Raw genomic sequence first — 25,425 nt, forward strand, 5'->3', positions numbered from 1 at the left:
TCACCTTATCGGATGAACCGCCGGTGTGGATCAAGACCGCTCAGCGGCGGCGGATCCACCAGATGATGCCGAGCACCACCGCGAAGCTCGTCGCCGCCGTGACCACGTAGGGCACCGCGCGCCGCACGATCGTGCCCACGCCCGGGACCGCGAGCAGGTCGGCCGGCTCCGCGTCGGGCTGCACCGGCGCCATCGGCTCCCCGGCGCGCGCGTCGCCGCCGGCCCCGACCGGTGCGACCGGTGCGACCGGAGCGACCGGAGCGACCGGAGCGACCGGAGCGACCGGTGCGACCGGCGCGACCGGTGCGACCGGCGCGGGGCCGGTCAGCGTCGCGGCCAGGCGGTCCGCGAACCCGCCGATCAGCCGCTCGCCGGCGTCGCCGATGGGCCCGGGGCCGGCCTGCGCGGCCTCGCCCGTGACGTCGAGGTCGGTCTCCACGCGCACGCGGGTGCCGTCACCCTCCGCGACCAGGGCCGCGGTCACCCGCGCCCGGGCCGTGCCCCCGCCGCCGCTGTCAGCCCCGGACGCGCTGATCACCATGCGGCGGGCGGCCTCGTCGCGCTCGACGAACGACCCGGACCCCTGGAACATCAGGGCGGCCGGGCCGAGCTCGACCGCGAGGGTGCCGGTGAAGTCGTCGCCCTCGGCCGCGGTGAGGGTCGCGCCGGGCACGCAGGGGGCGATCCGCTCGATGTCCAGCAGCGCCGCCCACGCCTGCTCGACCGGGACGGGCACGGTGAAGGTGTTCTCCAGTTGCACGGGCCCTACCTCCATAGGTCGACGGCCCGGCCGAGTGAGCCGGGGCCATCTCGACGGTAGTCACCCTGGACGCCGAGCGCCCGGCAGACCACGCCGACGGCAGAGCCCGGCACCGGCGACCGCGCGCCTGAGGCCTGTTGCATCAACTGCGGCGGGCCCGGATTCCGTCTGCCGCCCACCCCAATCGTGAACAGGCCTCAGTGCTCCGCCGCGGGCACCACCAGCGGGCGCCTAGTGCTCCGCCGCGGGCATCCACCAGCGAGCGCCCGGCGACGCGCGCCTAGTGCTCCGCCGCGGGCGCCACGAGCGGGCGCCTAGTGCTCCGCCGCGGGCACCACCAGCGGGCGCTCGGCGGCGTCCAGCGCGGCGAGCATCTCCAGTTCGGCCCGGTAACCGGCGCGATCGAGGTCACCGTCGAGCAGGCGCGCGGTGGCGGCGCGCTCGGCGCCGGCCAGGCGGCGGTGCGGGCGGCCGGGGGCGGCGGCCTTGTGCAGGTGCCGGGCGATCAGCAGCACGTAGACGCCGGCGATCAACGCGGCGGCGAGCATCGTCGCGAGCATTCGCAGGACGATACGGGGGCCGGGGCGGGCTTCGGAACCGGCTCTGCGGACCGAATCCATTGCACTCCTCGGCGGCAACCCGGCGGCGACCGGCCGATCGGGCACCCGGGCACTTGGGATGCCGGCCGCGCGGTGAGGCCGGCGGGCTCGTGGGCTTCTCCCCGCGCCCGGCCGCGTGGCACGACGCGGCGACCGAGGCCTCGCGGCGGGCGGGAGGACGCGGGACCTCGGTCCGGGCGGGAGGACACGGGGGCCTCGCGGCGGGCGAGAGGACGCGGGACCTCGGCGCGGGCGGGAGGACACGGGGACCTCGCAGCGGGCGGGATGGACGGGGCGGGAGGACGCGGGACCTCGGCGCGGGCGGCAGGACACGGGGACCTCGCAGCGGGCGGGATGGACGGGGCGGGAGGACGCGGGACCGAAAAGGGCGCGGGGTGGAGGGCACGGGGCCGAGAGGAGCGGGGCGGGAGGACGCGGAGGGGCAGGTCAGACCGTGTCGCGGCGGACGTCGTGATGGATTTCGTGATGGATGCGGCCCGCCGTCGTGGTGAGCCGCGCTCCCCCGCCGCCCCAGCGCCCGGCGATGATCTCGGCCGCGATGCTCACCGCGGTCTCCTCCGGCGTGCGCGCGCCCAGGTCCAGGCCGATCGGCGACGAGAGCCGCGCGAGCTCGGCCGGGCTCACCCCGGCCTCCCGCAAGCGTGCCACGCGGTCCTCGTGGGTGCGGCGGGAGCCCATGGCGCCCACGTACGCGAACTCGCGGCGCAGCGCGACCCGCAGCACCGGCACGTCGAACTTCGGATCGTGGGTGAGCACGCACACGACCGTGCGATCGTCGAGGCGGCCGGCGTCGATCTCGCCCTGGAGGTACCGATGCGGCCAGTCGACGATCACCTCGTCCGCGTCCGGGAAGCGCTTCGAGGTCGCGAAGACCGGCCGGGCGTCGCAGACCGTCACGTGGTAGCCCAGGAAGCCGCCGATCCGCGCGACCGCGGCCGCGAAGTCGATGGCGCCGAAGACGAGCATCCGCGCGGGCGGGGCGAACGAGGCCACGAACACCGCCAGGCCCTCGCCGCGGCGCTCGCCGTCGGGTCCGTAGTGCAGGGTGTCGGTGCGCCCGGCCGCGAGCAGGCCGCGCGCGTCGTCGGTGACCGCGGCGTCGAGGCGCGCCGAGCCCAGGGTGCCGTCGCGGGAATCCGGCCAGACGACGAGCCGCCGGCCGATGCGCCGCGCGGGTCCCTCCACGATGGACGCCACGGCGACCGGCTCGCGCCGCTCGATCGCGTGCGCCACGCGCTCCAGCTCCGGGAACCGCGCGCGGTCGACCGGCTCGACGAGCAGCTCGATGACGCCGCCGCAGGTGAGCCCCACGGCGAAGGCGTCGTCGTCGCTGACCCCGTACCGCTGGACGACCGGCACGCCGGACCCCACCACCTCGCGGGCGAGCTCGTAGACCGCGCCCTCGACGCAGCCGCCCGACACGCTGCCGACCGCGGTGCCGTCCGGCCCGGCGAGCATCGTCGCGCCGGGCGGCCGGGGCGAGCTGTGCCAGGTGCGCACCACGGTGGCCATGCCGACCGGCTCGCCCGAGCGCCACCACCCCAGCAGGTCGTCGAGCACCTCACGCACGGCAGCCCTCCAGGTCCCGCGGCCGCGCGTCCAGCGCCGCGATCGCACGGCCCGCGACGCGGGCATCGACCTCCGGGTGAGCGGCGGCACAGTCGCCGACCCCCGGGCGCAGCGCGAGGAAGCCCGCCAGCGCGAGCCCCTCGTCGGCGAGGTGACCCGCGTCGGCCAGGCGCGCCGCGAGAGCGGCCGGCGACGCGAAGTCCGGCACGCCCCAACTATGCCCCTCCGCCCCGCCGGTCGGGGAGTGATCCGCCCGGCGACCGGCAATTCGTCACGCCGCATGCCGGCACGACCACGGCCCCGGAACACGCGGCTACGCCGGAGAGCCATCCGCACCCACGGCCGGCATTCGTCACGCCGCGTACCGGCACGACCACGGCCCCGGAACACGCGGCTACGCCGGGGAGTCGTCCGCACCCACGGCCGGCAATCCGGCGCGACCACGGAAAATGCGGCTGCGTCACAGGGCCCCCGCCGCCATCATGGGCGCGTGACAGCGCGTCTCACCGGCGGTGTGGTCCCGGCCCCCCACGAACGCGTCCTGCCCCCCGGCGCGGACCGCCCCGGGCAGCCCGTCGCCGTCGGGCCCGCCGACGCCGGCGAGGCGCCGGCGGCCGCGGCGCTCGAGCGGCTCCGGGCGCTCGTCGACCGCGGCGGCGTCGTGGCGGCCGACGCGGGCGTGGATCTCGGCGGCGGGTTTCGGTCGGCGCGCATCGAGGGCGGGGCCGGCAACCGGCGCGACGGGATGCTGGCCGCGCTGCGCGTGCTCGGGGCGGAGCCGCTCGGGGCGCCGGCCGCCGTGTCCGTGGCGCTGTTCGGGATCGAGGCGACGAAGCCGCTCGGGGCGGCCGCGACCCGGGCCGTGGCGGACGGCCGATGGGCCGCGCTGCGCTTCGCGGTGGCGGCCGCGGAGGTGCTCGGGCCCGAGCAGCTGGTGTGGCTGCTCGAGGTCACCGGCACGGAGGCCGCGCGGGCACCAGAGACGCCCGAGCCCGAGCAACCGGTGCGGCCGCACGAGGTCACCGGCACAGAAGCCGCGCGGGCACCACACGCCGCACACCAGCCGGGCGGGGACGGCGACGACGCCGACCCGTTCCCCGACGGGCTGCCCTCCGTCGTCGGGGAGCACCTGCGGCAGGTGCTGGAGGCCGTCCCGCGGGCGCGGCGGCCGCAGCTGCTGCAGAGCCTCTGGGACGGGGTCCGTGCGCACCTGGAGGCGCGGCGGCGCACGCGGCGGCGGCGGGAGACGCAGGCGCGGGTGGATCGGCGGGACGACCTGCGCGCGCGGTACGAGCGCCACAGCGACGACGAGATCGTCGATGCCGTGCGCCGGAGCCTGCGCCGGGAGCCGAGCGTGGCCGACGCGGCGCGGTGGAGCATGCCGCAGTCGTACCGCCACCAGCGCGCCACCGGCGTCCTGCACGACTGTCTCGCCGCCACCGTGCTCCTGCGGCTCGCCGCGTCCGTCGCCGACACCGGGACGGCCGCGGCGCTGGTGCGCCACCGCGACGAGATCACGGCGGCCGGGGCGCTGCTCGACGAGCACGCCGTCCGGCTGGCGGCGCGCGCGGTGCCGGGGCTCACGGGGCTGCCCGCCCGGCCCGGGGTGATCCTGCGCGGGCTCGAGCGGCGGCTGCGCCATCCATCGCGCGACGACGACGCCTTCGTGCGCAACGCGATCGCCAACGCCCGGGCGTACGGGCAGCTGGCCCTGGAGCACGCGGACCATCTGCTGTACGAGATGATGGACGAGCCCGACGATCGGGTGCGGGAGCCCGACGATCGGGTGCGGAAGATCGCCGAGCGGTGGGCCGCCCGGTCCATGGACGACTGGCGGGAGAAGGCCGGGCCGCTCTCCCCCGGCCGGGCCGCCGGATGGTGGCAGCCGCCCCTGTTCGCCACGGCCGAGAGCCCGAGCATCGGGCACCGGATCGCGCGCGGCGAGCCGGTCCGGGAGACGATCGGCGACCTGGTGTGGCTGGCCGAGCTCGGCGACGCGCTCGCGCGGCTGGGCGGGGACTCGGCGGCGGTCGTGGAGTACGGCCGGGTCCCGCAGATCGTGTATGACGTCCCGGCGGCCGAGGAGTCGCCGCTCGCGCCGCGCTGGGACTCGATCGCGCTGGTCGCCGGGGGCACCGCGCAGCTCGCGGGGCTGGCCGGGCTGGGGGACGGCGCTCCGGCCGCGGCCGCGGCCCGGCGGGCTCGCGGCTGGGGCGAGCTGATCTCGGCGCTGCGGGGCGAGGCGGCCGTGGCGGAGGCGCTGACCGGCTCGTTCGCGCTGCCCGACGCCATCCTCGCGGCCGACGGGGCGGTGCTGCCGGGCGGCGGGGAGCGGATCGAGATCGCGCTGACGCCGCGGCGCACGGCGGAGTGGGGCGCGTACATGGGCAACTGCATCGGCGCGCAGTGGCACACCGCCGACGCTCTGGCCGGGCGGGCCTTCCTCGTCGCCGTGCGCACCGAGGATCGCATCCTGCTCAACGCCGACCTCCGCCCGACCGCCCGCGGGTGGCGCATTCAGCAGCTGCGGGCGCGGTTCAACCAGGACCCGGAGCCGGAGCTGGCCGAGCGGTTCCGGGCGTGGGTGGCCACGCTGCCGCCGCCGCCGGATCCCGGGCGGCCGCGCGCGGCCGAGCCGCCGGCACCGCGGCATGCCCCGGAGCCGGCGCGGCAGCGTCGCGGGCGGGTGCGCACGCCGGCCGGCCGGATCTCGGCCGAGCACGCGGCGGCGCTCGGGTCCCTCGCGGCCTCGGCGGTGCGCTCGGAGCCGGTGGCCGCGGCGGTGTCGCTCCTCGCGCGGCTGACGGACGGGACGGCGGGCGACGGCGTGGCGGCGATGACGGCGCTGCGGCGGATGTCGCCGGCGGCGCTGGTCCGGGCGGTGGCCGCGGCGCTCGAGGCGGGCGACCCCGCGGCGGGGACGGCGGCGGGTCGGGCGGCGGGGGCGGCGGGTCCCGCGGCGGGTCGGGCGGCGGGGACGGCGGCGGGTCCCGCAGTGGGTCGGACGGCGGGTCCCGCAGTGGGTCCGGCGCGGGACGGGGACGGGCTCACCGCGGGGCAGGTCTGGCTGGCCGGCGGGGTGCGGCCGCTCGGTGGGGTGCTGGCGGACTACGGGGTGGCCGAGCTGGCGCCGCTGGCGCTGGACGAGCCGCTGGCGGGGGCGTTGCGGACCGTGGCCAAGGCCCCGGGCGTGGCCGAGGCGCGCACCGTCGAGGTGGTCTCCCGGCGGGTCCGGCGGGCGGCGGGCACGCTGCTGCGCGGCGGGTCGCCGGTGCTCGCCGGGCGGCGGCCGGACGGGATCGGCGTGGCGATGCTGTGCGCGTGCGCGCTCGCGGTGACGTCGTGGGCGGGGCCGGGGGTGGCGGTCGCCGGGCCTCGCCGCGTCACCGTGCCCGGGTTCCCGGCCTCGGCGCTGCACGACGAGGACGGGCCGTGGCAGGCCGCCTGGCCGGACGCGGCCGAGCTGGGGGCGGACCGGGACGTCTTCTGGGAGCGCATCGCCGAGCACGGGCTGCTGGTCCCGGCCGCGTGGATCGGGGCGGGCGGCTGGGCGGCGCTCTGGGCCCGCGCCCACCGTCAGCACTGACCCGCCGTCAGAACAGCCCGCCCACCGTCAGCACTGACCCGCCGTCAGAACAGCCCGCCCACCGTCAGCACAGTGCGCCCGCCGTCAGCACAGCCCGCCCACCGTCAGCACAGCGCGCCCACTGTCAGCACAGCCCGCCCGCCGTCAGAACAGCCCGCCCACCGTCAGCAGTGACCGCGCGGAGCCCGGCTCGCGAAGGCGGTCACTGCGCCGGGTCGGCCGGCACGTCGAGGTCGGTGTCGTCGGCGATGTCCTCGCACGGCACGCCCTGGACCTGGTCCGCATGGGCCACCAGGTAGGCCCGCGCGCCCACGTCCGCCGTGGCCAGGGTGGTCACGCCCGGCCAGTGGCCGCGGCCGAGGATCACCGGGTGGCCCCGCTTGCCCTTGTACGTCGCGGTCAGCAGGGCGCCCGGGCCGGACGGGGCCGCGGCCAGCATGCGGGCCACCGCGTCCGGGCCGATGCCCGGGGTGTCGACGAGCAGGACCGTCACGGCCTCCACGTCGGTCTCCGCCAGGGCGGCCAGCCCGACGCGCAGGGACGAGCCCATGCCGCTCTTCCACGCCGGGTTGTCCAGCAGCGTCACGTCGCCCAGGGACGCCTCGGTGCGGACTCGGGCGGACTCGGCGCCCAGGACGACCCAGATGCGGGTGCAGCCGCCGTCGCGCAGGGTGGCGACGGCGCGCTCGACCAGCAGGTGGCCGTCCTCGTGGCGCACGAGGGCCTTGGGACCGCCGAACCGGCGGCCACCACCTGCGGCGAGTACGAGTCCGGCAATCGCGCTCAGCGGGCTCTCCTACGTCCGACGGTTTCAGCACCGACTCGGATCAGACTAGTACGCGCTCGATAGGCTCCATGCTCATGGCCCTCCATGATCACTGTTCGTACTGCGGTGCCGCCTATCCGCAAGGGGCGCCCTGGCCGCGGGTCTGTGCCGCGTGCGGCGAGACCACCTGGCGCAATCCGCTGCCGGTCGCGGTGACGCTGCTGCCGGTCGACACCGACCAGGGGCGCGGCATCGTGGTGGTGCGCCGCGACATCGAGCCGATGCGCGGCGAGCTGGCGCTGCCGGGCGGGTTCATCGAGGTCGGCGAGACCTGGCAGGAGGCGGCCGTGCGCGAGCTGCGCGAGGAGACCACGATCCTCGCGGACGCGGCCGACGTGCGGCTCTTCGACGTGCACAGCGTGCCGAGCGGGAACCTCATCGTCTTCGGGGTGCTGCCGCCGCGCCCCCTCGCCGACCTGCCCGCCTCCACGCGGACGGAGGAGTCGCTCGGCTTCGAGATCTCCGTCGGCCCGCAGCCCCTCTGCTTCTCCACGCACACCGACATGCTGGCCGCCTACTTCGCGTCGAAGTAGCAGCCGACGATCGACACGTCCAAGGGGAGGCTCGCCGGCCGCCTACTTCGCGTCGAAGTAGCAGCCGACGATCGACACGTCCAAGGGGAGGCTCGCCGGCCGCCTACTTCGCGTCGAAGTAGCAGCCGACGATCGACACGTCCAAGGGGAGGCTCGCCGGCCGCCTACTTCGCGTCGAAGTAGCAGCCGACGATCGACACGTCGAGGGGGAAGCGGACCTCGGTGTCGCCGAACAGCAGGCGCCGGGCCTCCTCGCCCGCGGCGTGCACGGCGGCCGCGACCGCCTCGGCCTCGTCGCGCGGGCAGTGCACGATGACCTCGTCGTGCTGGAAGAACACCAGCTCCGCGCGGCGCCCGGCGAGCGCCGCGCGGAGGCGGGCCAGCAGCACCAGCGCCCACTCAGCGGCGGTGCCCTGGATGACGAAGTTGCGCGTGAACCGGCCCCGGGCCCGGCCCCTGGCCCCGCCGCGGGACTCGACCTCGGCCCCGGGCTCGTCGAACCCCTCGCGCCAGGTCACCGACGCCGGGGGGCAGGTGCGGCCGAGCCAGGTGCGCACCAGTCCCCCGGCCTCGCCGGTGCGGGCCGCCTCCTCCACGAGGTCCCAGGCGGCCGGGTAGAAGCGGCGCAGGGCGGCGAGGGCGGGCGCGGCGCTGCCGCCGGTCTGGCCGTACATCGCGCCGAGCAGCGCGATCTTGCCCTTCATCCGGTCGCCGCCGAACGCCTCGGCGGCCAGCGCCGCGTAGAGGTCCCCGGCCGCGCCCGCGCGGGCCAGGCGCCGGTCGCCGGAGACGGCGGCGAGCACCCGCGGCTCGAGCTGGCCGGCGTCGGCGACGACGAACGCCCAGCCGGGGTCGGCGACCACGGCGCGGCGCACGATCTTGGGGATCTGCAGGGCGCCGCCGCCGCGGGTCGCCCAGCGGCCGGAGACGACGCCGCCCGGGATGTACTCGGCGCGGAACCGCCCGCCCGTGACCCACTGCTCGAGCCAGCTCCACCCGTGCGCCGTCCAGAGGCGATAGAGCTCCTTGTACTCCAGCAGGATCGGCACCGCCGGGTGCTCGACGTGCTCCAGCTCCCACTTGCGGGTGCTGCGCAGCATGATGCCGACCCGGGCGAAGGCGCGCAGCAGCTCGGCCGGGGAGTCGGGGTGGACGCGCTGGCCGAGGGCCTCGTTGAGGCGCACGCCGAGCTCGGCCAGGCGCGCGGGCGGGCCGCCGACCGGGGAGGGCGGGCCGAGCATCTCGCGCAGCAGAGCGTCGTGGACGTCGGCGCGCCAGGGCAGGCCGGCCAGGCCCATCTCGACGGCGACGAGGGCGCCCGCGGACTCGGCGGCGATCAGGGTGCGCATGCCGCCCGCCCGGGGCGCGAGGGCGTGCGCGGACTCGAGCTCCGGCAGCGCCTCGACCCGGCGCCGTTGCGCCCGATAGACGGCCGTCAGCTCTTCCAGCGGTACCGCAGCAGCATCGAAGGCGTCGAAGAGCGAATCCTGCGACAGTCCGGGTGGCTCGGCCGCCCGCGCCGGCGGGTCGGGCGGCACCGGCCGTCCCGCCAGGCGGGCGCTCGCCGCGGCGAGCGTTCGGGGCTGGCCCCAGGCGCCCTCCGCGCCGAGCAGGAGCGCCTCGGCGAGCTCGAGATCGTGGCAGCGCTCGACGCGCACACCCGCGCGCACCAGGCGCGGGTAGATCTCGGCGGTGGACGCCCAGAGCCAGCGGGGGCGATCGCGTGACTCGACTCGAGCGACCGCCCCCGCCAGGTCCTGGACGTGCTGCTCGGCGCCGGTGGGCGTGCCGTCGTCGGCCAGCGGCCGCAGGAGGCCGCCGGTGCCGGAGGGCGTGAGCGCGACGAGCATTCGGTCATTACATCGCACGGCCCCGGTACTTCTCGTGGAAGCGCCGGGGCCGCGCGGGCTCGGGTTACTTGGAGATGCCGCCGGTGAGGCCGGCCTGCACCTGCCGCTGGAACGCGATGTAGACGATGAGCACGGGCAGCATGGCCATCGTGAGGCCGGCGAACAGGCCCGACCAGTCGGACTTGTAGCCCTGCTGCACCGACAGGCTGATCAGGCCCTGGGCCAGCACCTCGTGGACCTTGCCGGCGCCGGTGGTGTCCTGCATGAGCACGGTCGGCAGGTACCACTGGTTCCACTGGCCCAGCACGTTGAAGATGCCGATCGAGATCAGGCCCGGCTTGGCCATCGGCAGCATCACGCGGAAGAACAGCGTGCTGTGCGAGGCCCCGTCCACCAGCGCCGCCTCGGCGACCGAGGTCGGCAGCGTGCGGAAGAACGAGTGCATGAAGAAGATCGTGAACGACAGCGACCAGGCGACGTACACGAGGATGAGCATGACCCGGGAGTTCAGGCCGAGCAGCGGGATCGACACGCCGGAGTTGAAGACGCCCTTGTACAGCGGCACGACGGCGAGGTACACCGGCAGCGTCAGGCCCGACAGGAACAGGAAGTAGATCGCCCGGTTGCCCGGGAACTCGTAGCGGGCCAGCACGTAGGCGGCCATCGAGCCCAGCAGCATGGTGAGGATCACGCCGCCGCCGACGACGATCACGGTGTTGAAGAAGAACTCGCCCAGCCCGCCCTTGGTCCACGCGCGGGAGAAGTTGTCCCACTGCAGCGCGTGCGGGTTCAGGGAGAGCGGCTCCTTGATGATGTACTTGTCCTCCTTGAAGGACGAGATCACCACCCACAGGATCGGGTAGACGACCATCAGGGCCCACACGATCAGGAACAGGTGGGAGAAGCCCCCGAACACCTTGTCGCCGATCTTGGCCGGCTCCGCCGCGGCCTTCGGTACCGCGCGGCGCGAACCACCGCCGCCGGAGGCCGTGCGCCTGTCGTTCACCACCACGTCAGCCATGTCAGAACTCGATTCGTTCGCGGCGGGTGATCCGCAGCTGGAGGGCGGCGATCAGCATCGTGAAGATGGCGAGCGCGACACCGAGGGCGCACGCGTACCCGAACTGACCGCGGTTGAAGGCGGTGAACTGAATCACCGAGGCGAAGATCTCGGAGGCGTGGTCGGGGCCGCCCTGGCTGGGGGTCATGACGTAGACCAGGGCGAACATGTCCAGGGCGGTGATGCCCAGGTAGACCCAGGCGACCGAGATGTTGTCGCGCAGCAGGGGCAGGGTGATCCGCATGAACGTGTGCACCCGGCCGGCGCCGTCGAGCAGCGCCGCCTCGTAGATGTCCTTCGGGATGCCCTGCATGGCGGCGGAGAACAGCACCATGTAGAAGCCGACGCCGCTCCAGATCGCGATGAGCAGCAGCCACCAGAGCACGGCGGGGATGCCGAGGATCGGGGTGGGGTCGGCGACGAACAGGTTGGGGTGCTGGGGGTCGAGCAGGCCGAACTTGATGAGCAGGCCGTTGAGCAGGCCCTGATCGTCGGTGCGGTAGATCTGCTGCCACATGACCGCGATGAGGACCAGCGACAGCACCTGCGGGAAGAAGAAGATGACCTTGTAGACGCTGGACCCGAACACACCCCGGATGCCGGCCTTGTCTCCGCGTCCGCCCACATTGAGCAGGAACGCGAAGAACAAGGCCAGCGCGATCGTGAACAGCGGCACGGTGACGAGGAAGAACACGTTGTGCCAGAAGGCCTTGTGCACAAGCTCGTCCTTGAACAGCCGGACGTAGTTGTCCACGCCGACGAAGTTCTGCTTGTCCGAGTAGCCGCCCCAGTCGGTGAACGAGTACCCCACCGCCTGGGCGAACGGCCACACCACGTAGAACGCGAAGAGCAGTACCGGAAGGGCGAGGAAGCCCGTCACGAACCGCGCTTTACCGTGCCGCATGATCAGTCACTACCTAACCGGGAAACGGGGTCAGTTGGTGCGGGTCTGCTTCTTGATGTTCGGGTCCTTGGCGATCTTGTCGGCGGCCGCCTGCATCTTGCTCACGAACCCGGCCGCGTCGACGCGACCGGCCATGAGGTCCTCGCAGAGGTTCTCGCTCTCCTTGCCGTAGTCGGCGTAGAAGTCCGGGAAGCGGAAGGAGATCAGGTCGGCGGGCGCGCTCTTCATGAGCGTGTTCGCGCTCGCCAGCGCCGAGTCGTCCACCTTGTCGCCCGAGCCCTTGACCGACGCCAGGGACTTGGTCAGCGAGGCGAACGCGCCCGCGCCCTCGGAGGACAGCATCGCGCGCAGGTACTCCTTCGCGCCGGCCGCGTTCTCGGCCTTGGCCGGGACGACCCAGTCCTCGCCGGCACCGGCGAAGACCGCGCCGGCCGCCTTCGGGCTGGCCACGTCCCAGTAGTTCGACAGCGTCAGCTTGAAGTCCGGCGGCAGGGTCTTGGCCATCTCGTTCTTGTACCAGGTGCCGACCTGGATGAAGGCGGCCTTGCCGTCGAGGTGCGCCTGCTGCGACTGGGTGTGGTTGAGGCCCTGGCTGCCGGCCAGGATCAGCTGGTCCTTGACCATCTTCTCGATGTTCTGCAGGCCCTCGAGGATGCCCGCGGCCTTCCAGGCGTCCGGCTTGAGGTTGTCGATGTCGACGACAGCCTGCTTGCCGGCCGCGTTCCACACGGTGGCCATGACGTGCCAGCGCGGGTAGTAGCCGTGCACGCCGTCGTAGACGAACGGCGCGATGCCGGCGGCCTTGATCTTCGGGGCGAGGGTGAAGAACTCGTCCCAGGTCTTCGGCGCGGTCCAGCTGTTCTTCTCGAACAGGGCGGCGTTGTACCACATGCCCCACACCGTGTAGGCGTACTTGAGCGTGTAGAACTTGCCGTTGTAGGTGCCGTCGTTGATCGTGCCCGGCAGCAGCGAGTCACGGATCTTGCCGGAGCCGTCCCAGGTCGGGGCGTCGAGCAGGTCGTCCAGCGCCTGGATCGCGTTCTCGTTGATCAGCGTGCTGGTGTCCATGATGTCGGCACCCGAGTTGTTGATCAGGTCGCTCGGAGTGGTAGCCATCTTCGGCTGCTCCTGCGTCTTGATCTTCTGGGTGGCGCTCTGGTTCACCGTGACGTTGGCGTGCTTCGCGTTGAAGATCTGCACGTCCTTCTTCGCGTAGTCGGTGCCCAGACCACCGTCGAAGACGACGACCTTGACGGTGCTGCCGTCCTTGACGCCGAACGGGTTGTCGGCCGACTTGGTCCCGGTGTCGCTGCCCTTGTCGGACGTGGCGTCCGAGCCGGCGCAGGCGGAGAGCAGCCCGGCGGCGGGGGTGGCGAGCAGGCCCGCCGCAGCCGCGCGCCGCAGGACGGTACGACGAGTCAGTTCATTGGACATTTGGGGGTCTCCTCGGTTCGGGTCAGGCGGTTCGCCGGACACGCCCGGCGTACCGCGACTCGAGGGTGTGGTTGTGCTCGTCCCCGCCGGGGACGTTTGCGGACAGGTAGACGGGAGCCACCTCGCCCGCGGCCTCGATGCGTCGCACGACCTCGGCGACCACCAGCTGCGCCAGCAGCGCGTTGGTGACCGAAGAGACCGGGCAGACCGCGCCGCCGCTATCCAGCGACAGCAGTGCGTCGCCGTACGGCGCGCCGTTGTCCAGCACGACGTCGGCAATGTCGGCGAGCCGCTGGCCCGAGGGGTGCCTGGGGGACACCCGGACGGTGTGCTCGACCGATGTGATGGCGATCAACTTGTGCCCGCGCTGCTTGATCAGCAGCGCCATTTCGACGATCCCCCCGTTGATCCCCGACTGTGAGGCCATCACGAACACGTCCTCGGGACGTGGCGCGGCGATCTCGTAGAGCCGGGCCGCGATCTTCGGATCGCGCTCCAGCTTCTCGTTCTCGAGGATCTTCGGGTCCTCCCCGCCGTAGACGACGAGGTCCCGCAGGAGGATCTTGTTCGTCGGCACGAGGCCTCCGGCGCGGCCGGCGAAATCCACCGCCACCGCCTCGGAGTGTCCCGTGCCGAACGCCTGGAGGAGGCCGCCGGCGCGCAGCGAGTCGGCGATGTGCTCCGCCGCCTTGCTGACGTTGTCGGCCTGGGTGGAGGCGATCCGGTCGATGACCGACTGGATCGCGGAGACGTAACCGTGAGCGGTGACGGCCATCCCGTCGCCCTTTCCCGCGCGAGCGTCCTGGAGGGTGGTCACGACGCTTCCTTTCCGGAGGCCGACCGATGGCCGGCGACCGCCTGGGCCGTGACGGAGAACGCTGCGTGGGCGCGCTCGTGGGTGCGCTGGGCGACCGCGATGTACAGCAGGTCGAGCACCACGAGCTGCGGGTGCCGGGCCGAGAGGGCGTCCGGCCGGAAGGTGGTCGCCTGCGTCGCGGTGAGCAGGACGATGTCGGCGACCTCGGCCAGCGGCGAGCGCGGGAAGCTGGTCAGCGCGATCGTCGTCGCGCCCCGGCTGCTCGCCTCGGCGATCATCTCGATCGTCTCGCGGGTCTGCCCGCTGTGGGAGACGCCGAGGGCTACGTCGCCGCCCTTGAGCAGCGCCGCGCTGGCCAGGCCGTTGTGCACGTCGGTCCAGGCCCAGGCGGCGATGCCGATGCGGTGCAGGCAGAACTGCATCTCCCCGCCGACCAGCGCGCTGCCGCTCGCGCCGTAGATGTCGACCCGGTCGGCGCGGGCGATGGCGTCCGCGGCCCGCTCGACCTCGCCGAGGTCCAGCAGGGAGGCGGTGTCGTGCATCGCCTGGGTGTCGGCGGCCATGATCTGGCCGAGCACCCGCTCCAGCGGGTCGGTCGGCTGGATCTCGCGGCCGATGTCCATCGTCCAGCCGCCGGTGCGGGCGGCCCGGCCGGTCTCGCCGGCGATGGCCAGCCGCAGGTCGGCGTAGCCGACGAAGCCCAGCGCCCGGCAGAAGCGGGTCACGGTGGCGGGCGAGGTGCCGGAGCGCTCGGCGAGCTCGACGATGGTCGAGCGGGCCGCGGCGGCCGGGTCGGCGAGGATCAGCTCGGCCACGCGCTGCAAGGCCCCGGTGAGCTCGGGGAGCCCGGCGCGGACGCGGACCAGGACGCTCTCGCCGTTGCCGCCGGCGGCGAATCCGTCGACCGGGGCGGGCGAGGTCGGAGCGGACGCCGGCGGCGAGGCACTGACGGCGGTCGGCACCACCGTCGTGAGCTCCTCGCGAGACACCATCGCGCTCCCTTTCAGCAAGGTTCCTTAACTGTTAGTGGTAAAAGTTCTTACTGAGGCCCCCTTCTTGTCAAGGAGTTGGGCGAAGTTTTCAAACTGTTACCTGCGAAGTGGATCTTAATAGGACCTAAAAGGCCAGCTCAGACCACATCTCGATCTTGAGACACGGGTGCCCGGCGCTCGCCCCAGCAGACCACCCGAGACCGTCCCGGTGGCAGTGTCCGGCCGGATTTACGCCCGATTTGTTACGTGGAGCGGCCGGCCCGAATCTGCCGGTTTTCACGGAAAAGGCCGAACCAGCCCGCTTGGGATGGTTCGGCCCGACCGAGAATTTTCATGGTGACCTGGGCGTTCTCAGACCGTAACGCTCCCGTGCTCGACGAGAGCCCTGGTCAGAATTTCCAAACCTTCCCGCGCGTCGGCCTCGGTGAGGTTCAGCGGCGGGCCCATCCGGATCACGGTGCCGTAGAGGCCGCCCTTGCCGACCAGCAGGCCGTCGCGCCGGCAGGACTCGAAGACCGCCGCGGTCGCCGCCGCGCTGGTCAGCTCGATGCCGATCATGAGCCCCTTGCCCCGCACCTCTGCCACGATCGGGCTCTCGACCGCGCGCAGGCCGTCGAGCAGGAGCGCTCCCACGCGCGCCGCGTTGGCCTGCAGATCGTGGTCGAGGATGTAGTCGAGCACCGCGTTGCCGGCCGCCGTGGAGATCGGGTTGCCGCCGAAGGTCGAGAACGAGATGCCCTGCACCGACTCGAGCACCTCCGCCCGCCCGACCACGCCGGCCAGGGCGAAGCCGTTGCCGATGCCCTTGGCGAACGTGAGCAGGTCGGGCGTGACGCCGTGGGCCTGGTAGCCCCAGAAGTGCTCGCCGGTGCGCCCCCAGCCGGTCTGCACCTCGTCCGAGATCAGCAGGATCCCGTGCTCGTCGAGGACCCGCTGCCAGACGGCCATGAGCTTGTCCGGCCCGTGCGTGAACCCGCCGACGCCCTGGATCGGCTCGGCGATGAGGCACGCGACCGGGCCGGCGGTCGTGGTCGCGAGCACCTCGCGGAGGTCCTCCTCGGCCGCCTCGAGGTACCGCTCGTCGCTCATCCCCCGCAGCAGCCCCCGCAGGCGGTCGCCGGAGTGCAGGTAGCTCACGTTGTACGGGCTGTAGGCCGACGCCGACCAGGCCCGGTTGCCGGTCACCGCGATCGTCGCCGCCGTGCGGCCGTGGTAGCTGTTGCGCACGGCCAGGATGCTGTTGCTGCCGCGGGTGTTCGTCGCGACCTGCAGCGCCGCCTCGTTCGCCTCGGTGCCGGAGTTGGTGAAGAAGACCCGCGCGTCCGGGATGCCGGAGAGCCGGGCGATCTTCTCGGCCAGCTCGACCTGCTGGCGGATCAGGTACAGCGTGGAGGTGTGCACCAGGCCGGTGCGCAGCTGCCGCTCGACCGCCTCGCGCACCTCCGGCAGGTCGTAACCGAGCGAGTTGGTGAGGACTCCGCCGAAGAAGTCGAGATATGTTTTTCCATTACTGTCCGTGACGCGGGAACCCTTGCCGGTGACGAGTTCGAGGGGCTCGTCGTAGTACACGGGCATCCAGCCGGGCATGACCCGCCGGTGCCGGGTGAGGAGGTCGTCCATGGGGTCCATTCTCGCGCTGGCGTTTTCAGGTCGCTTCGATATGCTGTGCCGCGATGTCGACGGCACCGAGACGGCTCCTCACGCTCCTGGTCACCGCGCTGGTGCTGGTGACCACGTTCGGTAGCGCCGCACTGGCGGAACCGACACCCGGCGCGGACGAGGACGGCGGCCAGAACCTCACCGTGCGTCAGGCCCTGGACAAGGCGACGGCCGAGTACAACGATGCCAAGGGCCGGCTGGACAAGTCCACGGCCGACCAGGCCGCGATCGGCGAGCAGATGGCCAAGAGCCAGGCGCGCCTCGCCGAGCTGCAGGCGTCCGCGGGGACGATCGCCAACGCGGCGTACCGCGGCAACCGGGTCAGCATCACCAACGTCGTCCTCGGCGCCGACAACCCCGAGGACATGCTGCACAACATGGTCACCGTCGAATACATGCTGCAGCAGGAGAACAAGCAGCTGCACGAGATCGCCGAGACCCAGCGCCAGCTCGAGCAGCAGCGCAAGGACGTCGACGCGGCCGTGGCCAACCAGCAGGCGCAGCTGAAGATCATGGAGGCCAACAAGAAGGCCGCCGAGGACGCGCTGCGCAAGGCCGGCGGCGGGGCCGACGTCAGCTCGGGCGCCCCGACGGGCGGCAAGGTCACCACGAACCCGGTGGCGCGCAACTCCGACGGGTCCTACCCGAAGGAGGGCTGCACCGGCGACGATCCCACCACCTCCGGGTGCCAGTCGCCGCGCACGACGAACATGTACAACGAGGCCCGCAAGGCCGGGTTCACGCACTACACGTCGTGCTACCGCAGCGGCGGGGGCGGCGACCACCCGCTCGGCAAGGCGTGCGACTTCTCGGCCAATGCATCGACATTCGTGAACGCGCGGGCGACCGGGGCGGACAAGACGTACGGCGACAACCTCGCGGCCTGGGCATTGGCGAACGCGAAGAACCTCGGTATCAAGTACGTGATCTGGTACAAGCGGATCTGGCAGCCCAGCAGCGGCTGGAAGTCCTACGGCGGCGACGGCACCCCGGCCGGCGACCACTACAACCACGTGCACATCTCGATGCAGTAGGCCGCTCGGCGCGGTGGTCAGCTGCGCAGCGCCTCCAGGGCCAGCAGGGCCACGTGCAGGGACAGGCACGCCTGCACCGAGTCGAGGTCGGCGCCGGAGACCTTGCTGATGCGCGCGAGCCGCTCGTAGAACGCGGGCCTCGACAGGTGGCTGTGCTCGGCCGCGGCGGACTTGTTGCGGCCGCACTCGAGGTACACCCGCAGCACCTCCAGCAGCTGCTCGCGCGGGTTGCGGGCGTCGTAGGCCAGCAGCGGGCCGAGCTCGCGCTCCACGAAGGTCTGCAGCCGCGGCTCGTCGCGCAGCATGTGCAGCAGGCCGGCCAGGCCCACGTCGGCGAGGCGGACGACCCCGCCGGCCGGATGGCGTACGGCGTCGGCGACCTGCACCGCCTCGACGAGCGACCGGCGCGCCTCCCGGGCCGTGGACACGATCTCGCCCGCCGCCACGATCGCGCCGGCGTCCAATTTGTGGACTTTCTCCGCGAACATGCGGATGACTTCCTCGGTCGCGTGCGCGATCAGCACGCCCGTCGAGTTCGCGTCGAGTGCGCCGACGAGGCCTTTCACCGCCATGTCGGACAGAATTCGCCCGGCTGGCACCTGTGGCCGCACGACCACACCGGCCAACATGCGCCGCTCCAGGGGCACGCCCAGCGCCCGCGCCCGCAGCATCACCTCCTCGACCGGCATCGAGTGGTTGAGCAGCGCCTGGAGCAGGGTGCGCTGCGGCCCCTCGGGGTCGGGGTCGATCAGGCGCCCGAGCGCGAGGGCCGAGGCGGCGCGTTCGATGAGGATGACGTACCGCGCCTGCGCCGACGCGACCCGCATGAGCAGCCGGCCCCAGTCCTGCCCGCGGGCGCCCACGGCGGTCACCAGCCAGCCCGAGCCCGGGTCGAAGCCGGTGCGCCCGGCCGGGCGGATGGCCCGCGAGTGCGCCTCCCAGCTGGCCAGCAGGAGCTGCGCCGAGCCGCCGGCCGCGTCGTAGGCGAGCACCTGCCGCGAGAGGTTCTCGAGCACCACGGGCGCCCCGGACAGGGCCGCGGCCTGCGCGACGACCTCGGCCGGCCCGGCGCCCTCGACGGAGAGGTCGGTGAAGCGCTGGTGGATCTCCTCCGCCGCGCGCAGCTCGGCCAGCTGGGCGTCGATGATCATCGAGTGCACGGCCTCGGTGATGGCCACGAACGGCGTCCCGCGGTGCAGCTCGACCAGCGGCAGGCCGAGCGCGTCGGCCGTGCGCACCAGGACCGCCGGCAGCCGCCGCGCGTACCGCCGGCCGAGCTCCACGGCGAGCCCGCACGCGCCGACCTCGGCGAGATCGGTGATGTACCGCCGCAGCCCCGCCTCGTCCGCCGGCAGCCCGATCCCGGTGGTGAGCACCAGCTCCCCGCCGCGCAGCAGCGTCGCGATGTCGGGCACCTCGGAGCTGTGCACCCACCGGACGGCCTGGTCGAGCCCGCGCTCGCCCGCCACGACGCGCGGGGCGCCGTTGCGCACCGGCTCCAGCTCGAGCACCTCGCGGACGGTCGGAAACATCAGCGCGGATGCTACAGCGGCGCACCGGCCGCGCAAGGTCACTCGGGTCGCCGCAACGTCGCCGTGCGCAGCACGCGCAGGCCGCTGCGGGCCGCGCCCAGCAACGCCAGCGCGGACGGCACGGCGGCGATGAGCAGCGCCGCCAGGCCCGCCCAGGCCGCGACCGTGCCCAGCCCGCCGGCGCGGATCGGGGCGAGGCAGAGCCGGATGAGGTGCAGCGTGCCCGGCACGGCGAAGGTGGCGAGGTAGCCGAGCGCCAGCGCGATCCCGGGCACGTACAGCCACAGGTACCGCCGCGCCCACGCGATCTCGCCCGCCCCCGTGCCGGCCAGGTGCTCCTCGTCGGCCGGGGTGGCGCGGCGCAGGTACCGCCGCAGCAGCGCGCCCTTCGTGGCCCACAGCGTCTTGCAGCCGGTCGCGTTGACCAGCAGCGCGTAGGCGTCGGTGCGCATGAAGACCAGCAGCTGGGCGACCAGGGCGGTGACCTGCACCAGCGCCAGCGCCCGCAGCAGCCCGACGGCCATCGGGCCGAGCGCGCCGGCCAGGGACGCCTGCGCCAGCAGCGCGGCGGCGAGCACGACCAGGTCCCAGGCCACGCCGGCCAGCAGCGGGCCGTAGCGCGCCCGCCGCGGCAGGCTCCACAGGCGGGTCAGGTCGGCCTGGAAGGTGACGAAGTACAGCCGGCGGGTCACGGCCAGGCGGCTGCGCAGCCCGTGCCGGGCGGCGGCGAGCACGTGGGCGGCCTCGTGCAGGGCGGCCGCCCCGATGCCCAGCGCGCTGACGGCGACGATGTTGAGCAGCTGGGTGTGGAACGGGAACCCGTCGCGGTACGACGGGCGCAGCGACGGCACCGCGACGAGCAGCACCGGCGCCGCGACGGCGGCCAGGGCGTAGAAGGCCCAGGCCAGCGGGTGGAAGAGCGCCGCGCCGGCCCGCCGGCGCAGGCGGGGGCCCGGATCGGCGCCGTCGTCGCCGGCCGCCGCGGTGAAGAGGCCCTCATCGCCCAGGGTGGTCAGGAAGCCGGGCACGTCGACCGGCTCGCCGGCCGCCTCGGCGGCCCGCCGCTCGCACTCGGCGACGTCCACGCCCTCCTGGAGCCACTCGATGATCCGCGCGCCGAGCGGCGGCACCTCGACGTACTCGGCCGTGTGCGGGCTACCCACCACGTAGCCGTCCCCGTCGGCGACCAGCGTCAGGGCCCTGATCTGGGTCAGCGGCGGCATCTCAGGCCGCCGCCGCGGGGCCGCACAGCGCGCAGGCCGGGTGCCGCGGCCACGGCTCCCGGGTCGTGCGCATCCCGTCGGCCAGCTCGAAGGTGTGGTACGTCGCCGCTGCCACCGGCGGGTCGGTGCGGGTCAGGTACCGCCCGGTCTCCAGCGCCATGAACCCGGCGAGCACCTGCGCGACCGGCCCGGTGGCCCGGTTGACGGACTCCGCCGAGAGCATGACCGACTGCCCGGGCCCGGCCGCCGCGCCCTCGTCGGCGCGGTTGAGCTCCAGGCACAGCCGGCACGGGCTGACCCCGGGCTCCACCGACCAGTAGAACAGGGTCGAGTACTGCAGGCCGCCGGTCACGAACGGCACGCCCAGCGCGAAGCAGGCCTCGTTGACCAGCAGCTGGATGTCGATCGGGGAGTCGATGCAGCTCACCACGACGGACGCGCCCGCGCCCAGCCGGCGGATCGTGCCGGCGTCGGCCACCCGCTCGTGGACGGCCTCGACGGCCGTGGTGCCCGGGGAGTAGCGCGCCGCCCAGTCCCGCGCCGCGTCCACCTTGGCCCGCCCGACGTCGCCGTGGGTGTAGGCGAACTGCCGGGCCAGGTTCTTCTCCTCGACCATGTCGAAGTCGACCAGCCGGACCCGCCCGGCCCCGAGGCCGACCAGGGACTGCAGGACCCCGCTGCCCACGCCGCCGGCGCCGAGCAGCAGCACGTCGGCGTCGCGCATGGCCCGGTGGAAGGCCGCGCCGGGGCGTTGCAGGCCGGCGTAGAGGTCGTAGAAGCGCAGGTTGCTCTCGTAGCGGCGCAGGGTGTCCGGGTCGAGCCGGCGTCGGAGTCGGCTCGCAGCAGCACGCCCACCTCGTCGAGGGCGGCGACGGCGGCCGCCATGTCCGCCTCGGTGACCGTGAAGCCGCGCCCGCGCATGGCGGCCGGCAGCCCGGCGACGGGGTGCGCGCCCCGGGCGAGGATCTCCAGCAGCGCCGCGACGCTGCCGTCGGGGTCGGCGAGGTACGTCAGCTCGAGGGAGCGCCCGAGCAGGATCACCTCGGCGGGCCGCCGGACGACGGAGATGGGTTTGAGTCTGGGCCGCATCGGCCCTCCTCTCGGGAAGACGCGCTTCGGGCGGGAAGGGGCCGGCCGGCCCGGGCGGCGAGCCCGGGCCGGCCGGAGGCGCACTACAGCGTGCCGATGTTCGCGTCCGGGTCCAGGTGGACCCGCGTGGCCTCGATGCGCTCCACCTTCTTGACCGTGATCTTCATGGGAATCTCCTTCGGGTCGTGACGGATCGACGGGGCTGCCCGTCCGACCACCAGGCTGGACCGGGCCGCGTGCAGGCGGCGTGCAGCCCGCGTGCAACCGGCCTGCGACCCTGCTACGAGCGCCGGTCGAGGGCTCCCAGGTGGGCGCGGACCGCGGCCCGGTCCATCCGCCGGCCCCGCGCGAGCGCCGCGGCGTAGGCGTCCGGGTCGAGCCGGGACGCGACCGCCTCGACGTGGCCGGGGGCGTTGAGCGGGTCCATGCGCTCCGGCGCGTAGCCGACCCGGCCGCCGAGCGCGTCGACCGCGCCGAGCAGCACGGCGCCGTCGGCGGGCCGGCCGGTGTGCGCGAGCGCGCCCGCCAGCAGGTGCGCGGTGGCCAGCCAGCCGGTCACGTCGTCCTGCTCGTCGAGGTCGGCCACCGCGCGGCCGGCCAGGCGCAGCGCCTCCTCGTGCGCGCCGGCGCCCAGCGCCAGCTCGGCCCGCATCCACCGGGCGGAGGAGGCGGACCAGGCGAAGCCGCTGCGGGTGCCGGCCTCGATCGCCTCGTCGAGCGCGGCGGCGGCGCCCTGCGGGTCCCCGCCGGCCCAGGCGACGTGGCCGATGCTGATGAGGGCCTCGGCCAGCAGCCAGTCCTCGCCGCACGCCGCCGCCAGGGCGTGCGCCTCCTCGCCCGCCCGGCGGCCCTCCTCGATCCGGCCCGACAGGCCCAGCAGCAGGGTGTGGTAGACCGCCGCGCGGGCCAGCGTGGCGGGGGCGCCACCCGCCCGGGCCAGCTCCAGCGCGGCCCGGATCGCGGTGCCGCTGGCCGGGAGGTCGCCGCCGAGGTACCGCAGGCAGGCGACGCCGGTGAGCGCCCGCGCCCGGGCGTCCTCGGGCGCGTCCGGGGCGGCGGCGAGCGCGGCCTCCAGCCAGCGCAGGCCCTCGACGATGTGGCCGCCGCGGTACCAGAACCAGCTCAGGTCGCCGGCCAGCCGCAGCGCGGCGCCGGCGCCGGCCGGGTCCGCCAGCCCGTGGGCGAGGGCGGCGCGCGCGTCGTCCTGCTTGGCCTCGACGGCGCGGAACCACCGCCGCGCGTCCGGCCCGCGCAGCGCCCGGTCGGCCTGCGCGGCGAGCTCGCAGGACCACGCGAGGTGACGGCGGCGCAGGTCGGCGTGGCCGTCGGGGGTGAGGCGGCGCTCGGCGTACTGCCGCAGGTCCGCAGCATGCGGTAGCGCCGGGGCCCGGCGACCGGCAGCACCGTGACGAGCGACTTGGTGATCAGCCCGGTCAGCGGCGCGAGCACGCCGTCGCCCTCCCCCGCGACCCGCTCGGCGCCGTCGAGGCGCGGTGCCGCTCGTCGACGTCGCGCCGCGGGCTGACCAGCGCCCGCGGGTCGTCGAGCCGGTCCAGGATCTGCGCGGGTGAGAGCGCGAGCAACTGGGCCGCGGCCAGCTCGACGGCCAGCGGTAGCCCGTCGAGGCGCTCGCAGAGGGCCGCGACGACCGCCCGCTCGGCCTCGCCGCAGGTCCAGCCGGGCGCGACGGCCGCGGCCCGGTCCAGGAACAGCTCCACCGCGGCGGTGCCCGCGGGCAGCGGCGGCATCGCGTACTGCCGCTCCCCCGCGATGCTCAGCGGCGAGCGGGAGGTGAGCAGGACGCGCAGGCCCGGCACCTGCGCCAGCAGCCGGCGGACGACGCCGGCCAGCTCGGCGAGCAGCTGCTCGCCGTTGTCCAGCAGCAGCACGACCGGCCGGTCGCCGGCGGCCTCGGCGATCCCGGCCACGCCGGTCGGCACCGCCAGCCCGAACGCCTGCGTCAGCGCCGGCTCCAGCAGCGTGCCGTCCTCGACGCCGGCGAGCTCGGCGAGGCGCACGTCGACGGCCAGGCCCCGGCACAGCTCCATGGCGAGCCGGGTCTTGCCGGCGCCGCCGGGGCCGGTGACGGTGACCAGCCGGTGCTCGTCGAGCAGCGCCCGGACCTCGGCGAGCTCCCGCTCCCGCCCGACGAAGCGGTCGAGGACGGGCGGGATCGCGTTGACCGGCTGGGGGGCCGGGTCAGGGGCCGGGACGGGGGCGGGGGTCAGCCCGGCGTCCTGGCGCAGCATCGCCGCGGCCAGCGCCCGCAGCTCCTCGCCCGGGTCGAGGCCGAACTGCTCGGCCAGCAGGGCGCGCAGCTCGTGGTAGGCGGCCAGGGCCTCGGCCGGACGCCCGGCGCGGTACAGCCCCAGCATGAGCTGCGCCCGGCCGCGCTCCCGCAGCGGCTCCGCGGCCACGACCTCGGCCGAACGGGCCACCGCCTCGGCCGTGCGCCCGAGCGCGAGCAGGCACTCGACGCGCAGGTCCTCGGCGACCCGCCGCAGCTCGGTGAGGCGCGCGATCTCGGCCTGCGCGAACAGCTCGCCCGCCACGTCCAGCAGCGCCGGGCCGCGCCACAGCCGCAGGGCCGCCTCGGCGGCGGCCAGCGCGCCGTCCGGGTCGCCGCCGGCCAGCGCGGCCCGGGCGTCGGTGAGGCCGGCCTCGAAGCGGCGGGCGTCGACCTGACCGGCGCCGGCCGCCACGCGCTACCCGCCCGCGTGGTGGCCCAGCGCGTCGCGGCCCAGCGCCCGCCGCAGCCGCGACATGTAGCTCTGCAGCGCGCTCACCGCGCTCGGGGGCGGGTCGTCGCCCCAGACGTCCGCGATGAGCCGGTCGGCGGCGACGTACCGGCCGGGGTGCAGCAACAGCGCGATGAGCACGGCCCGCGGCTTGGCCCCGCCGAGCGGCACCGCCGCACCCGCGGCGACGACCTCCAGCGGCCCCAGGATCCGGAACTCCACGCTCCTCCTCAACGACGGCTCGGCCCCAGCCGAGGATGGCACACGCGCGCACCGGCCTCGCCCGGCGGCGAGCGGTCCACCCGGCGCAAGGCAGAATCGGGCGGGTGCACGCCGCCGAGACCATCACCGACCCCGACGACACCCGGATCGCCGACTACCGGGCGCTCACCGACCTGGAGCTGCGCACCCGCTGGGAGCCGCCCAACGGGCTGTTCATCGCCGAGGGAGAGCTCGTGCTGCGCCGCGCGCTGCGGGCCGGCTACCGCATCCGCTCCGTCCTCATCGACGCCAAGCGCGTCGCGCAGCTCGGCGACGTGCCCCTCGGCGACGTGCCCGTGTACGCCGGCGACCAGGCGACGCTCGAGGCCATCACCGGCTTCCACGTCCACCGCGGCGTCCTCGCCTCGTTCCACCGCAGGCCCGGCCTCACGGCGGCCGAGGTCCTCGCGTCCGCCCGGCGCGTGGCGATCCTCGAGGACGTCAACAACCACACCAACGTGGGCGCGATCTTCCGCGGAGCGGCGGCCCTGGGCCTGGACGCGGTGCTGCTCTCGCCGACCTGCGCGGATCCGCTGTACCGCCGCAGCGTGCGCGTGAGCATGGGCGAGGTGTTCGCGGTGCCGTACGCCCGCCTGGAGCCGTGGCCGTCGGCGCTGGCCACCGTGCGCGCCGCCGGGTTCACGGTGCTGGCGATGACCCCGGCCCCCGACGCCATCGCGATGCGCGACCTGACCCCGGCGCAGCGCGAGCGCCCGGCCCTGCTGCTGGGCGCGGAGGGCCCGGGCCTGACGGCGGCCGCGATGGCGGCGAGCGACGTGCGCGTGGTCATCCCGATGCACAACGGCGTCGACTCCCTGAACGTGGCCGCGGCCGCGGCGGTCGCGTTCTACGAGCTCTGCCGCTGAGGAAGGTCATGGCTCGGGTCCGCGTCAGTCACTGACCGTCGCTCCCGCCAGACATCCCGGCCTCCGCGGTGC

24 protein-coding genes are annotated in these 25,425 nt (G+C 74.5%); 5 read left to right on the plus strand and 19 right to left on the minus strand.

Annotated elements, in window-relative coordinates; genetic code table 11:
- Positions 1 to 40 precede the first annotated feature (40 nt).
- From AC6JBM_RS33795 to AC6JBM_RS33810, 4 genes are all read right to left on the minus strand, one after another.
- Positions 41 to 760, minus strand: coding sequence for an SRPBCC family protein (locus AC6JBM_RS33795; protein ID WP_497978054.1), 720 nt, complete (start codon positions 758 to 760; stop codon positions 41 to 43).
- A 314-nt stretch (positions 761 to 1,074) separates the two neighbouring features.
- Positions 1,075 to 1,320 carry a hypothetical protein gene (locus tag AC6JBM_RS33800; RefSeq protein WP_350615351.1) on the minus strand — a complete coding sequence of 82 codons (246 nt, stop codon included), beginning with the start codon at positions 1,318 to 1,320 and terminating at the stop codon, positions 1,075 to 1,077.
- Between the two features lie 486 nt (positions 1,321 to 1,806).
- Positions 1,807 to 2,949 (minus strand): XdhC family protein, encoded by a 1,143-nt coding sequence (locus AC6JBM_RS33805; RefSeq protein ID WP_497978055.1) that lies wholly within the window; start codon positions 2,947 to 2,949, stop codon positions 1,807 to 1,809.
- A complete protein-coding gene (locus AC6JBM_RS33810; protein WP_497978056.1) occupies positions 2,942 to 3,157 on the minus strand; it encodes a hypothetical protein in 216 nt (71 codons plus the stop codon). Before AC6JBM_RS33810 ends, AC6JBM_RS33805 begins: the two co-directional genes overlap by 8 nt.
- A gap of 282 nt (positions 3,158 to 3,439) precedes the next feature.
- On the opposite strand from AC6JBM_RS33810, the gene AC6JBM_RS33815 reads away from it, so the two are divergent.
- Positions 3,440 to 6,535: a hypothetical protein gene (locus AC6JBM_RS33815; RefSeq protein WP_497978057.1), complete on the plus strand. Its 3,096-nt coding sequence runs from the start codon at positions 3,440 to 3,442 to the stop codon at positions 6,533 to 6,535.
- Between the two features lie 202 nt (positions 6,536 to 6,737).
- On the opposite strand, the gene AC6JBM_RS33820 is transcribed toward AC6JBM_RS33815, so the two are convergent.
- Positions 6,738 to 7,322 carry a nucleotidyltransferase family protein gene (locus AC6JBM_RS33820; protein ID WP_497986567.1) on the minus strand — a complete coding sequence of 195 codons (585 nt, stop codon included), beginning with the start codon at positions 7,320 to 7,322 and terminating at the stop codon, positions 6,738 to 6,740.
- 74 nt (positions 7,323 to 7,396) lie between these two features.
- Here AC6JBM_RS33820 and AC6JBM_RS33825 point away from each other — a divergent pair, with 74 nt between their 5' ends.
- Positions 7,397 to 7,894, plus strand: coding sequence for an NUDIX domain-containing protein (locus AC6JBM_RS33825; protein ID WP_497978058.1), 498 nt, complete (start codon positions 7,397 to 7,399; stop codon positions 7,892 to 7,894).
- A gap of 164 nt (positions 7,895 to 8,058) precedes the next feature.
- On the opposite strand, the gene AC6JBM_RS33830 is transcribed toward AC6JBM_RS33825, so the two are convergent.
- The 7 genes from AC6JBM_RS33830 to AC6JBM_RS33860 all read right to left on the minus strand — a co-directional run bounded on the left by AC6JBM_RS33830 (position 8,059) and on the right by AC6JBM_RS33860 (position 16,571).
- A complete protein-coding gene (locus AC6JBM_RS33830; protein WP_497978059.1) occupies positions 8,059 to 9,744 on the minus strand; it encodes a bifunctional 3'-5' exonuclease/DNA polymerase in 1,686 nt (561 codons plus the stop codon).
- Positions 9,745 to 9,808: 64 nt separating this feature from the next.
- Positions 9,809 to 10,615, minus strand: a complete 807-nt coding sequence (locus AC6JBM_RS33835; protein WP_497986568.1) for a carbohydrate ABC transporter permease — start codon at positions 10,613 to 10,615, stop codon at positions 9,809 to 9,811.
- A 151-nt stretch (positions 10,616 to 10,766) separates the two neighbouring features.
- Positions 10,767 to 11,708 (minus strand): carbohydrate ABC transporter permease, encoded by a 942-nt coding sequence (locus AC6JBM_RS33840; RefSeq protein ID WP_497978060.1) that lies wholly within the window; start codon positions 11,706 to 11,708, stop codon positions 10,767 to 10,769.
- A gap of 30 nt (positions 11,709 to 11,738) precedes the next feature.
- A complete protein-coding gene (ngcE, locus tag AC6JBM_RS33845; RefSeq protein ID WP_497978061.1) occupies positions 11,739 to 13,142 on the minus strand; it encodes an N-acetylglucosamine/diacetylchitobiose ABC transporter substrate-binding protein in 1,404 nt (467 codons plus the stop codon).
- A gap of 22 nt (positions 13,143 to 13,164) precedes the next feature.
- Complete coding sequence (locus tag AC6JBM_RS33850) at positions 13,165 to 13,917, minus strand: sugar isomerase domain-containing protein (RefSeq protein ID WP_350615469.1); 753 nt, start codon at positions 13,915 to 13,917, stop codon at positions 13,165 to 13,167.
- Positions 13,918 to 13,955: 38 nt separating this feature from the next.
- Entirely contained in the window at positions 13,956 to 14,951 is a 996-nt protein-coding gene (locus tag AC6JBM_RS33855) for a MurR/RpiR family transcriptional regulator (RefSeq protein WP_350615339.1), read from the minus strand.
- A gap of 351 nt (positions 14,952 to 15,302) precedes the next feature.
- Entirely contained in the window at positions 15,303 to 16,571 is a 1,269-nt protein-coding gene (locus tag AC6JBM_RS33860) for an aspartate aminotransferase family protein (RefSeq protein WP_497978062.1), read from the minus strand.
- A 53-nt stretch (positions 16,572 to 16,624) separates the two neighbouring features.
- Here AC6JBM_RS33860 and AC6JBM_RS33865 point away from each other — a divergent pair, with 53 nt between their 5' ends.
- Positions 16,625 to 17,644, plus strand: coding sequence for a coiled-coil domain-containing protein (locus AC6JBM_RS33865; RefSeq protein ID WP_497978063.1), 1,020 nt, complete (start codon positions 16,625 to 16,627; stop codon positions 17,642 to 17,644).
- Between the two features lie 17 nt (positions 17,645 to 17,661).
- On the opposite strand, the gene AC6JBM_RS33870 is transcribed toward AC6JBM_RS33865, so the two are convergent.
- From AC6JBM_RS33870 to AC6JBM_RS33890, 5 genes are all read right to left on the minus strand, one after another.
- Positions 17,662 to 19,176 (minus strand): PucR family transcriptional regulator, encoded by a 1,515-nt coding sequence (locus AC6JBM_RS33870; RefSeq protein ID WP_497978064.1) that lies wholly within the window; start codon positions 19,174 to 19,176, stop codon positions 17,662 to 17,664.
- Between the two features lie 38 nt (positions 19,177 to 19,214).
- A complete protein-coding gene (locus AC6JBM_RS33875) occupies positions 19,215 to 20,399 on the minus strand; it encodes a hypothetical protein (protein WP_497978065.1) in 1,185 nt (394 codons plus the stop codon).
- A gap of 1 nt (position 20,400) precedes the next feature.
- Positions 20,401 to 21,204, minus strand: a complete 804-nt coding sequence (locus AC6JBM_RS33880) for a HesA/MoeB/ThiF family protein (RefSeq protein ID WP_497986569.1) — start codon at positions 21,202 to 21,204, stop codon at positions 20,401 to 20,403.
- 367 nt (positions 21,205 to 21,571) lie between these two features.
- Positions 21,572 to 21,706: a hypothetical protein gene (locus AC6JBM_RS33885; protein ID WP_497978066.1), complete on the minus strand. Its 135-nt coding sequence runs from the start codon at positions 21,704 to 21,706 to the stop codon at positions 21,572 to 21,574.
- A 62-nt stretch (positions 21,707 to 21,768) separates the two neighbouring features.
- The gene (locus AC6JBM_RS33890) at positions 21,769 to 22,140 is read right to left on the minus strand and encodes a CREC-EF hand family protein (protein ID WP_497978067.1); all 372 of its coding nucleotides are present in this window, start codon (positions 22,138 to 22,140) and stop codon (positions 21,769 to 21,771) included.
- A 108-nt stretch (positions 22,141 to 22,248) separates the two neighbouring features.
- On the opposite strand from AC6JBM_RS33890, the gene AC6JBM_RS33895 reads away from it, so the two are divergent.
- A complete protein-coding gene (locus tag AC6JBM_RS33895; protein ID WP_497978068.1) occupies positions 22,249 to 22,866 on the plus strand; it encodes a hypothetical protein in 618 nt (205 codons plus the stop codon).
- Positions 22,867 to 22,921: 55 nt separating this feature from the next.
- On the opposite strand, the gene AC6JBM_RS33900 is transcribed toward AC6JBM_RS33895, so the two are convergent.
- Entirely contained in the window at positions 22,922 to 24,190 is a 1,269-nt protein-coding gene (locus AC6JBM_RS33900; RefSeq protein WP_497978069.1) for an ATP-binding protein, read from the minus strand.
- Between the two features lie 3 nt (positions 24,191 to 24,193).
- A complete protein-coding gene (locus AC6JBM_RS33905; protein ID WP_497978070.1) occupies positions 24,194 to 24,448 on the minus strand; it encodes an AfsR/SARP family transcriptional regulator in 255 nt (84 codons plus the stop codon).
- 104 nt (positions 24,449 to 24,552) lie between these two features.
- Here AC6JBM_RS33905 and AC6JBM_RS33910 point away from each other — a divergent pair, with 104 nt between their 5' ends.
- Positions 24,553 to 25,353, plus strand: coding sequence for a TrmH family RNA methyltransferase (locus tag AC6JBM_RS33910; RefSeq protein WP_497978071.1), 801 nt, complete (start codon positions 24,553 to 24,555; stop codon positions 25,351 to 25,353).
- Positions 25,354 to 25,425: the final 72 nt, after the last annotated feature.

Source organism: Dactylosporangium thailandense (assembly GCF_059739745.1).